The sequence below is a fragment of the Micromonospora parva genome, from assembly GCF_000718515.1.
In the GTDB taxonomy this organism is placed as follows: domain Bacteria; phylum Actinomycetota; class Actinomycetes; order Mycobacteriales; family Micromonosporaceae; genus Micromonospora; species Micromonospora parva.
The window spans coordinates 36427-49824 of record NZ_JNZS01000005.1 but is presented as its reverse complement, the minus strand read 5'-3'; the positions used below and the strand labels follow the sequence as shown (position 1 = coordinate 49824).

General features: G+C 72.4%; 10 protein-coding genes. 3 read left to right on the top strand and 7 right to left on the bottom strand.

Features of this window, described 5'->3' with window-relative positions:
- Nucleotides 1–107 precede the first annotated feature (107 nt).
- A complete protein-coding gene (locus tag IF22_RS0107205; RefSeq protein ID WP_030329758.1) occupies nt 108–323 on the bottom strand; it encodes an FmdB family zinc ribbon protein in 216 nt (71 codons plus the stop codon).
- 37 nt (nt 324–360) lie between these two features.
- Here IF22_RS0107205 and IF22_RS0107200 point away from each other — a divergent pair, with 37 nt between their 5' ends.
- The 3 genes from IF22_RS0107200 to IF22_RS0107190 all read left to right on the top strand — a co-directional run bounded on the left by IF22_RS0107200 (nt 361) and on the right by IF22_RS0107190 (nt 6334).
- Entirely contained in the window at nt 361–1875 is a 1515-nt protein-coding gene (locus tag IF22_RS0107200) for a lytic transglycosylase domain-containing protein (protein ID WP_156057374.1), read from the top strand.
- Nucleotides 1876–1947: 72 nt separating this feature from the next.
- The gene (locus IF22_RS0107195) at nt 1948–2964 is read left to right on the top strand and encodes a GNAT family N-acetyltransferase (RefSeq protein ID WP_030329756.1); all 1017 of its coding nucleotides are present in this window, start codon (nt 1948–1950) and stop codon (nt 2962–2964) included.
- Between the two features lie 91 nt (nt 2965–3055).
- The gene (locus tag IF22_RS0107190) at nt 3056–6334 is read left to right on the top strand and encodes a lamin tail domain-containing protein (RefSeq protein ID WP_030329755.1); all 3279 of its coding nucleotides are present in this window, start codon (nt 3056–3058) and stop codon (nt 6332–6334) included.
- A gap of 64 nt (nt 6335–6398) precedes the next feature.
- Here the strand turns inward: IF22_RS0107190 and IF22_RS32910 are convergent, their stop codons facing one another.
- The 6 genes from IF22_RS32910 to IF22_RS0107160 form a co-directional block, all read right to left on the bottom strand.
- Nucleotides 6399–6914 carry a helix-turn-helix transcriptional regulator gene (locus tag IF22_RS32910; RefSeq protein WP_081883737.1) on the bottom strand — a complete coding sequence of 172 codons (516 nt, stop codon included), beginning with the start codon at nt 6912–6914 and terminating at the stop codon, nt 6399–6401.
- Nucleotides 6915–7452: 538 nt separating this feature from the next.
- Nucleotides 7453–8436, bottom strand: coding sequence for a porphobilinogen synthase (gene hemB / locus IF22_RS0107180; protein WP_030329752.1), 984 nt, complete (start codon nt 8434–8436; stop codon nt 7453–7455).
- Between the two features lie 20 nt (nt 8437–8456).
- The gene (locus IF22_RS0107175) at nt 8457–10037 is read right to left on the bottom strand and encodes a bifunctional uroporphyrinogen-III C-methyltransferase/uroporphyrinogen-III synthase (protein WP_030329750.1); all 1581 of its coding nucleotides are present in this window, start codon (nt 10035–10037) and stop codon (nt 8457–8459) included.
- On the bottom strand, nt 10034–11002 hold the full coding sequence (hemC, locus tag IF22_RS0107170; protein WP_030329749.1) for a hydroxymethylbilane synthase: 969 nt from the start codon (nt 11000–11002) through the stop codon (nt 10034–10036). The genes IF22_RS0107175 and hemC overlap by 4 nt, the downstream gene beginning before the upstream one ends.
- The gene (locus IF22_RS0107165) at nt 10999–12396 is read right to left on the bottom strand and encodes a glutamyl-tRNA reductase (RefSeq protein ID WP_030329748.1); all 1398 of its coding nucleotides are present in this window, start codon (nt 12394–12396) and stop codon (nt 10999–11001) included. The genes hemC and IF22_RS0107165 overlap by 4 nt, the downstream gene beginning before the upstream one ends.
- Entirely contained in the window at nt 12393–13163 is a 771-nt protein-coding gene (locus tag IF22_RS0107160) for a redox-sensing transcriptional repressor Rex (protein ID WP_030329747.1), read from the bottom strand. Before IF22_RS0107160 ends, IF22_RS0107165 begins: the two co-directional genes overlap by 4 nt.
- Nucleotides 13164–13398: the final 235 nt, after the last annotated feature.

Here is a 13398-nt window from a genome sequence, read left to right as displayed (position 1 = left end):
CGAGCGATCACGCATCGTGAGAACGGCCGGGCAGATGCCGCCTCAACGTGCCACTCGGACCCGATCCCGGCAAGGCCGGACCATCAGGCGGCGGCGAATTGGCCCGATCAGCAGCCGCAGGCACCGCCGCAGCAGCCACCGGCGGCGGGGGTCTGGGCACCACCGGCGGCACCGCCCCGGCCGGTGACCGCGACCGCGGAAAGAAGCTTGACCGTGTCGGCGTGTCCCTGTGGGCAGTTGGCCGGCTCACCGGCAGCCACCATCGGACGGTTGACCTCGAAGGTGTCGCCGCAGGCGCGGCAGCGGAACTCGTACCGGGGCATGCCACCCAGCGTACGTGGATCTGGCGGTTGGCGGAGTATGGGTGATACTCAACAGGTGGTGGACGGCGAGGACGACACGCGTGTGCAACCGTTACGACCGGCCGCGCCGCTGGAGGGGCCACTCGAAGGTTCGGGGGCCGCGCCCGATCCGGTGCGCGCGGTGCCCCGCCCGCGCCGTCCCTGGCTGAGCGGACGTTCGAAGGGCGCGGCGGCCACGCCACCGGCCACTGTGCCCGCCTCGCCGACGGCGCCCGAGGCCAACACCGAGGCCCCCAGGACCGAGGCGGCCAAGGCGGCGACGCCCCAACCTGCTGGCGCAAAGACCGGGACAGTCAAGGCAGACGACGCAAAGATCGAAACGGTCAAGGCCGAGGAAGCAAAGGCCGAGGAAGCAAAGGCCGAGGCCGCGAAGGCCGAGACGCCCAAGGCCGACAACGCGAAGACCGAGACGGTCAAGCCGGACGACGCGAAGATCGAGACCGCGAAGGCCGAGACGCCCAAGGCCGACGACGCGAAGACCGGAGCCACCGCCGGTGCGATGGATCTGGCGAAGACCACTGTGGATGAGCTGCCGGCGGTGCCGGCGTCCGGCCCGGCCCGTCGGCGACGGGTGCAGTTCGCGCACGCGGTACGTGTGCCGCCGCGCCAGGCGGCAGCAGCCGCCGCGCGGGCCACCCGGGCCTGGGCCGGCCGGCCCAGTGGTCGGCTGACCCTGCCCGGCGTCTTCCTGCTGGCGCTGGTGGCGGCGACCGCCGCGGCGGGAGCGCTGCTCGTACCGGCCACGATCCGCGCACCGCGTCCGGTGGCTGTGGACGCCTCGGCCGCGCCGGGCGCTGTCGCACCCACGGCGGCACCGTCCGGCCAGCCCACCGGCCCGTTGCCCACCGGGCCACTGCCCACCGGCCCGTTGCCCACCATCCCACTGCCCAGCGGCGGGTTGCCCGGCACCGGGCTGCCGCCCGGCACGGTGACCGGCGGCCGCCCGTCGGACGCCCTGGCCGGCTGGGCGCAGCAGGTCGGCGCCAAGGTCGGCGTCCCCCCGGTCGCCATGCAGGCGTACGGCTACGCCGAGCTGGTCCTCGCCCAGACCAACCGCAGTTGTGCACTGAGCTGGACCACGCTGGCCGCGATCGGTCAGGTCGAATCGGGGCACGGCTCGGCCAACGGCGCGCGATTGGGGCAGGACGGCAAGGCGCTGCCCCCCATCATCGGGCTGCCGTTGGACGGGAAGGAGGGTCGGATGCGGATCATCGACACCGACGACGGCGCGCTCGACGAGGACCGGACCCTGGACCGCGCCATCGGACCGATGCAGTTCATCCCGACCACCTGGCAGGAGATCGGCGCGGACGCCGACAACGACGGCCGCAAGGACCCGCACGATCTGGACGACGCCGCCCTGGCAGCGGGAAATTACCTCTGCAAGGGCGGTCGGAACCTCAGCATCCCGGGCGACTGGTGGAACGCGATCCTCTCCTACAACGATGTACGGCGCTACGCCCAGGACGTCTACGACACCGCGAACCGGTACGGACGGGCCAGTCGGTCATGAAGTGATCGTCTCGATACGTTGGAGAACTGGACACTTCCCCCAGGCCTCTGTTAGCGGCAAGCTAGACGGGTGATGGTGCGCGAGTGGGACCCCAGGACCGCGTCGTCCGCCGAGATCGCGTCGCTGTTGGCCACGCTGAACGCGGTCCTGGCGGCCGATCTGCCGCAGGACCCGCCCTGGCGGGAGACTTCGCTGCGGGAATACCTCGCCGAGGTGATGCCCGGCGAGCGGCGGATCTCCTGGATCGCCCAGGCCGAGCCGACCGCTGCGGGCGACACGGGCGAGGTGCTCGGCCAGGTGCACGTCCTCCTTCTGGGTGACATCGGTGTTCTCGAGGTGCTGGTGCACCCGTCCGTGCGGCGCACCGGCCTCGGCCGTGACCTGGTGTTGCGTGCCGCCCGCCGGGTCTACCAGGAGGGCTTCCAGTCGATCGGGGTCGAGGTGGTCGGCGACACGCCAGCCGTCGGGTTCTACGAGTCGCTCGGCTTCAACCGGGAGTACGTGGAGACCCGCAGCGTGCTCGACCTGACCGCGGTGGACTGGGCCGAGCTGGCCGAGATGGCCACCGGCATCAGCGCGGGCTACCAGGTGGAGTTCTTCCCGGGCGGGCCGCCGGACGACCTGCTCGAGGCGTACGCGCGGGCCAAGGCCGAGGTGCGCGACGTCGACGACGGCGAGTTGCGCCCCAGCTCGTACGACCCGGAGCGGCTGCGCGACAGCCTCGACACGCTGCACCGACGGGGCATGAAGCCGTACATCGTGCTCGCCCGGCACGAGCAGAGCGGCGAGGTGGCCGGCCTGACCGAGGTGGTGGTGCCGGCGCAGCACCCGACCCGCGCCGACCAGTACGACACGATCGTCGCGCAGGATCACCGGGGCTACGGCATCGATCGGGCGATCAAGGCCAGGATGCTGTTGGAGCTGCGTTCCGCCGAGCCGGAGCTGATCGAGGTGCAGACCTGGAACGCCCAGGCCAACGAGGCGATGCTCAAGGTCAACGCGGAGCTGGGCTACCGGCCGGACCGGGACTGGTGCGAATACAGCGTCGACGTCGCTGAGCTGGTGCACCGCCTCGATCCGCCACGCTGAGGAATTCACGAAACTGTCCATTAGGGGATGGACGGTGGACAGTCGCGCACCTTAACGTGCGTTGACCCCGTCCACCCATCGTGGAGGCCCTATGCGCCCGCGCCGCTCAATCGCCGCGCTCGCGACCGCCACCGTCGCCGTGACTGTCACGGCGCTCGGCGTCGCACCCACCGCGGCCAGCGCCGCGCCCACCGACCTGTTCATCTCGGAGTACGTCGAGGGTTCGTCGAACAACAAGGCGATCGAGCTGTTCAACGGCACCGGTTCCGCCATCGACCTGACCGCCGGCGGCTACCAGTTGCAGCTCTACTTCAACGGCTCCACCACGGCGACCACCATCGCCCTGACCGGCAGCGTGGCGGCCGGCGACGCGTTCGTGTTCGCCAGCGCCTCGGCCGGGGCCGCCGTCCTCGCCCAGGCCGATCAGACCACCGGGGCGAGCCTCTTCAACGGCGACGACGCGATCGTGCTGCGCCGGGGCAGCACGGTGCTCGACTCGATCGGGCAGGTCGGCGTCGACCCGGGCACCGAGTGGGGTGCCGGCGTCACCAGCACCGCTGACAACACCCTGCGCCGGATGCCGAACGTGACCGCCGGTGACACCGACCCGTCGGACGCGTTCGACCCTGCCACCCAGTGGGCCGGCTTCCCCGTCGACACGTTCGACGGGCTGGGCGCGCACACCGTGGACGGCGGCGGCCCGGTCGACGTACCGGCCACGCTGACCTGCGGCGGCGCCCTTGTCACCGCCGCCGGCACGGCGGCGAGCCGGGAGGTGACCGGCACCGACCCGGACGACACGATCGTCGACCTGGCGGTGACGGCGGTCAGCCCGACGCCGACCACCGGTTCGATCACCCGTACCGCGTTCACCCCGGCCGACGGGGTGGGCGGCACCGCCCGCGCCACTGTCGGGGTGAGCGCCGATCTCGCCGCCGGGGCGTACACCGTCACCCTCACCGCGACCGACGCGGGCGGTGGCACCGCCAGCTGCGCGCTGGCCGTGCAGGTGACCCGGGAGCTGACCGTCGGCGAGGTGCAGGGTCCGACCACCGACGCCGAGTCCGGGCCCGCCGACCGGTCACCGCTCGCGCCGTCGAGCGGCAACGGCACGAGCAGCACGATGTACGACGTCCGCGGCGTGATCACCCAGTTGACAGTGGCCCGCACCTCGGCCGGGGCGGATCAGCACGGGTTCTTCCTGCAGAGCCGCATTGGTGACACCGACGGCGACCCGACCAGTTCCGACGGGATCTTCGTGTTCATGGGCGCGTTCACCTCGCTGATCGGCGGTTACGTGCCGACGGTCGGCGACGAGGTCGTGCTGCGGGCCCGGGTGTCGGAGTACTACAACTTCACCCAGCTCTCCGGTGCGTCGCTGGTCCGCCGGATCGGCGGTGGCCTGGCCGTGGACACCGCTGTCGCGGTGACCGACGCGGTCCCGCCGGCCGTGCTGACCGACGCGCAGCGCTTCTGGGAGCGGCACGAGGGCTCCCGGATGCGGATCCGCGCGGGCAGCGGCGCGGTGAGCGGCCGGGACGTCTTCTCCTCCACCGCCGACGCGGAGCTGTGGGTGGTCGACCGTGACGACCCGCTGTTGGACCGCGCCGACCCGTACTCCCGGCGGGTCTTCCGCGACTCGCACCCGCTGGACAACGACCCGGCCCGCCGCTTCGACGACGGTAACGGCCAGCGGACGCTGCTCGGCAGCATGGGTGTGAAGGCCACCGCCGGGGACAGCGCCGCGCTGCTCCCGCCGGCGCACACCTTCGACACGCTGCGGGCGGACGCGGTGGGCGGGGTCTACTACTCGTTCGAGAAGTACGGCGTCCAGGTCGAGCGGGCGGAGTTCGCCGCCGGGGCCGACCCGTCGAAGAACAACCCGCCCAAGCCGGCCGACCGGTCCCAGGAGGTGGCAGTGGCCACCTACAACGTGGAGAACCTGTACGACTACCGGGACGACCCGTTCGACGGCTGCGACTTCACCGGTAACGCCGGCTGTCCGGGTGTCACCCCGCCGTTCGACTACGTCCCGGGCAGCGAGGCGGAGTACCGCGAGCAGTTGGCGGCGCTCGCCGACCAGATCGTCAAGGATCTGCACGCGCCGGACCTGATCCTGGTGCAGGAGGCCGAGGACCAGGACATCTGCACGGTCTTCGGGGCCGCGTTGAGCTGCGGCGACACCAACAACGCCGACGGCGCCCCGGACAGCATCCAGGAGTTGGCGCTCACGGTGGCGGCGGCCGGTGGGCCCGCGTACGCCGCCGCCTATGACCGCACCGGCGCGGACGCCCGGGGTATCACCGCCGCGTTCCTGTACCGCACGGACCGGCTGTCGTTGGCCGCCGCGGCGGCGAACGACCCGCTGCTGGGCTCGGCACCGACCGTTCAGTACCGGGCTCCGGGCCTGCCGGCCAACGCCGACGTGCAGAACCCGAAGGCCCTCAACGCGGTGCTGCCGTCGGATGTGGACACCTCGACCGGCCGGGACGGGACCAACGTCTTCACCCGTGCCCCGCAGTTGGGCAAGTTCAGGGTTGCCGCCGCGCCGGGTTCCGCCGAGCGGTTCACCCTGTACGCGCTCAGCAACCACTACTCGTCCGGGCCGGACAGCCGGGTCGGGCAGCGGCGGGAGCAGGCGCGCTACGGTGCGGCGATCGTCACCGCGATCGAGGCGGCCGACGGGTCCGCCCGGGTGGTCTACGGCGGGGACCTGAACGTCTTCCCCCGCCCGGACGATCCGATCGCGACGGGTGACCAGCCCACGCCGTCGGACCAGCTCGCCCCGCTGTACGAGGCGGGCCTGCACAATCTGTGGGACAATCTCGTCGCGGACGTGCCGGCGTCGGCCTACTCGTACAGTTTCGAGGGACAGGCGCAGACACTGGACCACCTGTTCGTGAACGACGCGTTCTACGGCGACCTGGTGCAGGTGCGGGCGGCGCACATCAACGCCGACTGGCCGGCGGAGTTCACCGGCGACGGGTCACGGGGTTCCAGTGACCACGACCCGCAGGTGGCCCGGTTCCGGTCCCGTGCGTCGTTGACGGTGGCCGACGCGACGGTGGTCGAGGGCGACCAGGGCACGAGGCAGCTCACCTTCACCGCCACCGTGTCGCGACCGTTGTCGCAGCCGGTGCTGCTCTGTGCCGCGACCGTCGGCGTCACCGCGCAGGCCGGCTCGGACTTCGACCCGTACGCGGGCTGCAAGGCGCTCGCCGCCGGGCAGACGTCGGTCACCTTCCCGGTGACAGTGCGCGGTGACCGCAAACGGGAGTCGGACGAGAAGGTGACGTTGCTGGTTGCCGGCGTACCCGGTCTCCGGCTGGCTGATCCGCTCGCGGTCGGCACGATCATCAACGACGACTGACGTCGCGCGTTCCGGCGAGGCCCGTCGACCCGTACCGGGTCGGCGGGCCTCTCTCGTGCCGAGGTCAGAGCACTCCGCGCGGCGGCCAGGGCGGCGGGGACAGGTGCCGGTTCTGGGCCACCCGCACCTCCCACTGGCTGCGCCGACGCATCGCGTCCCGGACCTCCCGATTGCGGTAGAACGTCTCCGGCGGGCGGGCCAGCCCGTAGATGTCCGCCCACCACTCCCCCAACTCGGGGTCGAGGATGGTGTCCAGGTGCGATGGGTAGCGGCGCTCCGCGCCGTTGCGGGTGTCCTGCCAGTCGCGCATCGGTTTCAGCACCCGGCCGAACTCGTCCACCACTGCCAACCGGCAGCCCACCACCGCGATGATGCGCCGGAGCAGGACGATGCTCGGCACCATCCGGCCGGCCTCGATCCGGCCGATGGTGGCGTGGTGCACGCCCGCCCAGCGGGCCAGCTCACGCTGGCTGAGGTCAGCGCGACGGCGGACCGCGCGGACGATACCGCCGGCCGGCCAGGGCACGTCGGAAGGCTCGCTGAGGAGGACCGGCTCGGCTGCGGCTGACGAATCGCTCATGCCGTCACCGTCCCGCCTGGCGGAGCCTGCCGCAATCCCGCCGGCCGCGCCTGTGGACAACGAGCCGGCCTGTGGATAACACCTTGTACCGCCGACCACTGTCCGTGTTGGCGACCTCTGGCAGCGCCATCATTACTTTGTGTCATGGATTTCGCGCCGCCTGGTCCAGTCGACCCGGCAGGCAGCGACCGAAACCGGCCAGACCAGGCAAAACTCAACCCTGGCCACCAGACCCCCAACCGCAGACCGTGTCCTTTGCTCTGCAGTTCGATATGCACCGCTAACGGACCGTGGGTGTCGCCGTCATGGGTGCAGAGCAAAGGGGGAATAGAGGGAAGGCGGGTCGGCTGGGCTGGTCACGCTGAGTAGGTCGACGCGACGAATGGCCAACGCGTACGAGGGCCGAAGAAGCCTGGCCGTCATGGCCGAGAGGCCCGGGACTCCGCGCGGCCGGCTGGGCGAGCCCTTACGGCCCGGCGCGCCCGAGGAGGCCGCGTGGCCAGGCCAGGGGCAGAGTCAGTCAGGGGTAGGACGAGCGTCAGTAACGCTCGCGCAGAAGCTGGGCGGCTTCGACCGCCCAGTAGGTGAGGATGACCTGCGCGCCAGCCCGCTTGATCGAGGTGAGCGTCTCCAGCATCACCCGCTCCCGGTCGATCCAGCCGTTGGCGGCGGCCGCCTCGACCATCGCGTACTCGCCGGAGACCTGGTAGGCGGCGACCGGGACGTCCACCGCGGCCCGCACCGCCGACACCACGTCGAGGTAGGGCAGCGCCGGCTTGACCATCACCAGGTCGGCGCCCTCGGCGACGTCGAGCGCGACCTCGCGCAGCGACTCCCGCAGGTTGGCCGGGTCCTGCTGGTAGGTGCGCCGGTCGCCCTCCAGCGCCGACTCCACCGCCTCACGGAACGGGCCGTAGAAGGCGGAGGCGTACTTCACGGCGTACGCCAGCACGGAAACGTCCTGGTACCCGGCGGCGTCGAGGGCCCGGCGTACCACGCCGACCTGGCCGTCCATCATCCCGGACGGCCCGACCATGCCGACCCCCGCGGCGGCCTGGGCCACCGCCATCTCGGCGTACGCGGCGAGGGTGGAGTCGTTGTCGACAGCGCCGTCGGGGGTGAGCAGCCCGCAGTGCCCGTGCGAGGTGAACTCGTCGAGGCACAGGTCGCTCATCACGACGGTGGCGTCACCCACCTCGGCCACCACGTCCCGGATGGCCACGTTGAGGATGCCGTCCGGGTCGATGCCGCCGGAGCCGGTCGGGTCCCGCTGTTCCGGTACGCCGAAGAGCATGATCCCGCCGACACCGGCCTGGACGGCCTCGACCGCCGCCTTGCGCAGCGAGTCCCGGGAGTGCTGGAGCACCCCCGGCAGCGACGAGATGGCCCGGGGCTCGGTGAGCCCTTCCTTGACGAACATCGGCACGACCAGCTCGGCCGGGTCGACCCGGGTCTCGGACACCAGGCGGCGGACCGCCGGGGTGCGGCGCAGCCGGCGGGGCCGGATCTCGGGGTACGACATGGAAGGGCCTCCTCGAACGACTACCGGAAGCGCAGGGCGGTCGGGCCCTGAACCTTCGAGCCACGGCGCTGCTTGGCCGGCATGGCGGCCAGCTTCTCGCGCAGCTCGACGGCGTAGGCGGCGAGCGCCTCCACCAGGTCGGGCACCGAGGCGTGCGGCGGCTGGACGTCGACCCGCAGGCCGAACTCCGTCGCGGTCTCCGCCGTCTTGGGCCCAATGACGGCAACAACGGTCCGGGCGTGCGGCTTCCCGGCGATACCGACCAGGTTGCGCACGGTGGACGACGAGGTGAAGAGCACCGCGTCGAAGCCACCCGACTTGATCGCGTCGCGGATCTCGGCGGGCGGCGGCGCGGCCCGCACCGTCCGGTACGCGGTCACGTCGTCGACCTCCCAGCCGCGCTCGGTGAGCCCGGCGGCGAGCGTCTCGGTGGCGATGTCAGCGCGCGGCAACAGCACCCGGCCCACCGGGTCGAGGATCTCGTCGTGCGGCGAGAACTCGGCCAGCAGACCCTCGGAGGACTGCTCGCCGGCGGGGATCAGCTCCGGCTGGATGCCGAACGCGCGGACCGCGTCCGCCGTCGCCTCACCGATGCAGGCGATCTTGACGCCGCCGAAGTGCCGGGCGTCGAGGCCGTGCTCGGCGAACTTCTCCCACACCGCGCGGACCGCGTTCACCGACGTGAAGATCACCCAGGCGTACCGGCCGTCGACCAGGCCCTTGACCGCCCGCTCCATCTGGGCCGGGGTACGCGGGGGCTCGACCGCGATGGTCGGCACCTCGCACGGGATCGCCCCGTACGCGCGCAGCCGGGCGCTCATCGCGCCGGCCTGCTCCTTGGTGCGGGGTACGAGCACCTTCCAGCCGTACAGCGGGCGGTTCTCCCACCAGCTCAGCTTGTCGCGCTGCCCCACCCCGACACCGACGGTGAGCACCACCCGGCCGGTGAAGCCGAGCGCGGCGGCCACGAAGCTGTCCACCGTCGACGTGGTCGTGTACTGGGTCTCGCCGGTGCCGTCGCCGGTCACCCCGACACCGGTGGTGCCGTCGACCCCGGCGGCGAGCAGCCCGTCCCGGACGGCGGCGAGGTCACCGGCGTCCACGGCGAGCGCGAGCGAGCCCCGACCGACCGCCGTGGCCAGCGCCTCGAAGTCCAGCGCGCTGACGTCCTCGACGTCGGCGGCGGTACGCACACCCGGCAGCGGGACCCCGGCGTAGGTGGCCACACCCTCGGCCTGGCCGACGCCGGGCACCACCTCGAAGTGGGCGGCGGTGCGGGCCACCGCCTGCACCTCCTTGACCACCGAGTCGTGCCCGAACGGGTCGCCGGCGACCAGGTGCACCGCGTTCAGCCCGGAGCGGGCCGCGGAGATCAGCACCTTCGCCACATCCCCCGGCGCGCCCTCGGCCGGGGTGAACTCGGCATCGTCGGAGGCCTCGGCACGCACGACGGCGAGCAACGACTCGGGGACTCCCCGGTCGTAGATCACCTGGTCGGCGTCGACCAGGGCGTCGTGGGCCCGACGGGTCAGCAGGCCCGGGTCACCGGGGCCAGCCCCGACGAACGCGATACGGCCGACGGGCTTACGGGTGCGGGTCATTCTGTGCTCCCAAATTGCTGGGTCCCCGGGCCGGTGTGTCCTTCGTGGCCGAGGATCGAGTCGGCGCCGAGGTCGAGGAGTTCGGCGGCGAGTGCCTTACCGATCTCCGCCGCGTCGGCGGGCGTTCCGGTGCGGGACAGCCGGAGGTCACGAGTGCCGTCCGGGCTGATCACCGCCCCGCGCAGGTAGATCTCATCGCCGGTCTCGCCTTCGGCGAGTTCGGCATAGGCGGCGACGGGTGCGCTGCACCCGGCCTCCAGGGTTGCCAGAAACGCGCGTTCCGCGGTGACCGCGGCACGCGACGGTGCGTGGTCGAGCAGCGCGAGCAGCCCGACCAGGTCCTGGTCGTCGACCCGGCACTCCACGGCCAGCGCCCCCTGAGCGGGGGCGGGCAGCATCAGCATCGGGTCCAACGTCTCGGTGATCACGTCGGTCCGGCCGATGCGGGCCAGACCGGCCCGGGCCAGGACGATCGCGTCGAGGTCGGCGTCCGGACCGAGCACCCGCCCCAGGCGGGTGTCGATGTTGCCGCGGATCGGGGTGACCTCCAGTTGCAGGCCGAGGGCGTGCAACTGGGCGATCCGGCGCAGCGCGCCGGTGCCCACCGTGGCACCGGGCGGCAACTCGGCGAGGGTGCGGCCGTCGCGGGCCACCAACGCGTCGCGCGGGTCCTGCCGGGCCGGCACCGCCGCGATGTGCAGCCCGCCGGCGCCGGCCGTGGGCAGGTCCTTGTACGAGTGCACCGCGAAGTCGATCGTCCCGGCGGTGAGCGCGTCGCGCAGGGCGGAGACGAACACCCCGACGCCCAGCCGGTGCACCGGCGCGGTGGAGCGGTCGCCCGCGGTGACCACCTCGACCAGCTCGACCGGGCGGCCGGTGGCGGCGGTCACCGCCTCGGCGACCTGGCCGGACTGGGCCATCGCCAGGGTGCTGCCCCGGGTGCCGAGGCGCAGGGGGGCGGTCATCGCGCACCTCCGGTTGGTGGGGTCGGTTCGGCGGTGTCGGCAGCGGACACCGGGCCGGTGCCGGGGAGCGCCAGGCCGAGGTCGGGGGTCAGCACGTCGGGGACGGTGTCGACCGGTGAGGTCTGCGGCACCTCGAGGTCGAACAGCTCGCGCAGCAGTGCGGCGTACTGGTCGCCGCCGGGCTCCGCGGCCAGCTGGCGGACCTTGACGGTGGGCTGGTGCAGCAGTCGTTGCACGACCCGGTGCACGGTGCGGGCCACCTCGGCCCGCAGGTCGTCGCCGAGGTCGGGGCGGCGCTGCGCCAGCCGGCGCAGCTCGGCGCTGACCACGTCGTCGGCCCGGCCCCGCAGCGCGGCCACGGTGGGCGCCACGTCGGCGCCGCGCAACCAGGTGAGGAAGCCCTCCACCTCGCCGAGCACGATGCGTTCGACGGCTGCGGCGTCGGCGGCCGCCGGACCGTCGGCGAGCAGCCCCGCCATCCGGTCGATGTCGATCACCTCGACGCCGGGCAGCTCGGCGACGCCCTCCTCGACGTCGCGCGGAACGGCCAGGTCGAGCAGGACCAGCGGGCCCCGGGCCGGGTCGCGTTCGGCCAGCGCCGTGGTGACCACCGCCCGGGTGAGGACCGGTTCAGTGGACGCGGTGGCGGCCACTACGATGTCCACTGTGGAGAGGGTGTCGGCCAGCTCGGTCATCGGCGCGGCGCTCGCCCCGTACGACTCGGCGAGGCGGACGGCCCGGTCGGCACCCCGGTTGCTGACGATGAGCGGCCCGGCGCCCAGCCGGGACAGCGTGGCCACCCCGAGCGAACCCATCGCGCCAGCGCCCACCACCAGGGCCGGACGGCCGACGAGGTCACCGTCGAAGTGCCCGGCCGCCAGCTCCAGCGCGGCGGTGACGACGCTCTGGCCGGCCCGGTCGATGCCGGTCTCGGCGTGCGCCCGCTTGCCGACCCGCAGCGCCTGCTGCATGAGCTCGTGCAGCAGCCGGCCGGCCGAGTCGGCGCCGGTGGCCCAGTGGTACGCGTCACGCAGCTGGCCGAGGATCTGCGCCTCGCCCACCACCATCGAGTCCAGACCGGTGGCGACCCGGAAGACGTGGTCCACGGCAGCGGTGTCGTAGTGCACGTACAGGTGGCTGGCCAGCGCCGTCGGCGAGCTGCCGGCCTGCTCGGCCAGCACGGCGCAGATGTCGCCGAGCCCGCCGTGGAAACCGGACACGGCGGCGTACACCTCCACCCGGTTGCAGGTGGAGACGATCACCGCCTCGGCCACGTACGGCTGGGCGACCAGGCGGTCCAGGGTGCGGGTGAGGTCGGCGGGGGGCACGGCCAGCTGCTCCAGCGTGGCGACCGGGGCGGTCCGGTAGGACGCGCCGACGACAAGCAGTTTCACGTGCCGATCGCCTCCTGGGTGTCGGTGGCCGCGAACCCGCCGGGCAGGGCGGTGAGAGCGGACCCGCCGGTGGCGGGCAGCGCGGTCAGCGACGCCTTGCGGTGCTCGTGGAAGGACAGAATCTGCAGCTCGATGGCGAGGTCGACCTTGCGCACGTCGACCCCCTCCGGAACCGAGAGTACGCACGGCGCGAAGTTGAGGATGCTCGTCACGCCGACGGCGACCAGTTGGTCGGCGACCTGCTGGGCGGCGGCTGCCGGAGTGGCGATCACGCCGATCGCCAGGGATTCCTCGGCGGCGACCGTCGGCAGGTCGTCGACATGCCGGACCACCAGGCCGTTGATCTCCTCACCGACCCGGGAGGGATCGGCGTCGAGCAGTGCGGCGATCCGGAAGCCCCGGCTGGCGAAGCCGTCGTAGCCGGCCAGAGCGTGACCGAGATTACCCACGCCGACCAGGGCGACAGCCCGGCGTTGGGTGAGCCCGAGCACATACTCGATCTGCTCGATCAGCAGCGCGACGTCGTAGCCGACGCCCCGGGTGCCGTACGAGCCGAGGTGCGAGAGGTCCTTGCGGAGCTTGGCGGAGTTGACCCCGGCGGCGGCGGAGAGGCCTTCGCTGGAGACCGTCTCGTGCCCGGTGTCGGCCAGGTTGTGCAGCGCGCGCAGGTACTCCGGGAGCCGAGCGACGGTCGCCTCGGGCAGGTCCGGGAGCGCCGGTACGGCACCGGCGCGGCCGGGCGCGCCTGGGTGACGGTGCTGACTCATGAGACTCCGTGCGGTGCGATCCTCGGCCAACTCCGCTGGTCGGCCGTTTGTGGACTCCCGCTGGCGACCGAGATTGCCGGCTGTGCTAGCAGGGCGCGTCGGAGTCACAGCGTAGGCGCTTGTGAAGACGTGCACAAATCGCGATCTTGCCGCTGCGTGGCGCGACAGCACCAGCACCTCCATCCCACAAGATCGATTGAACGGCCTGGTCCACTCACCGCCCGGGCGATTATTG

Coding starts and splice junctions, on each gene's coding strand:
- IF22_RS0107205 (WP_030329758.1), bottom strand. CDS start 323: ATGCCCCGGTACGAGTTCCGCTGCCGCGCCTGCGGCGACACCTTCGAG.
- IF22_RS0107200 (WP_156057374.1), top strand. CDS start 361: ATGGGTGATACTCAACAGGTGGTGGACGGCGAGGACGACACGCGTGTG.
- IF22_RS0107195 (WP_030329756.1), top strand. CDS start 1,948: ATGGTGCGCGAGTGGGACCCCAGGACCGCGTCGTCCGCCGAGATCGCG.
- IF22_RS0107190 (WP_030329755.1), top strand. CDS start 3,056: ATGCGCCCGCGCCGCTCAATCGCCGCGCTCGCGACCGCCACCGTCGCC.
- IF22_RS32910 (WP_081883737.1), bottom strand. CDS start 6,914: ATGAGCGATTCGTCAGCCGCAGCCGAGCCGGTCCTCCTCAGCGAGCCT.
- hemB (WP_030329752.1), bottom strand. CDS start 8,436: ATGTCGTACCCCGAGATCCGGCCCCGCCGGCTGCGCCGCACCCCGGCG.
- IF22_RS0107175 (WP_030329750.1), bottom strand. CDS start 10,037: ATGACCCGCACCCGTAAGCCCGTCGGCCGTATCGCGTTCGTCGGGGCT.
- hemC (WP_030329749.1), bottom strand. CDS start 11,002: ATGACCGCCCCCCTGCGCCTCGGCACCCGGGGCAGCACCCTGGCGATG.
- IF22_RS0107160 (WP_030329747.1), bottom strand. CDS start 13,163: ATGAGTCAGCACCGTCACCCAGGCGCGCCCGGCCGCGCCGGTGCCGTA.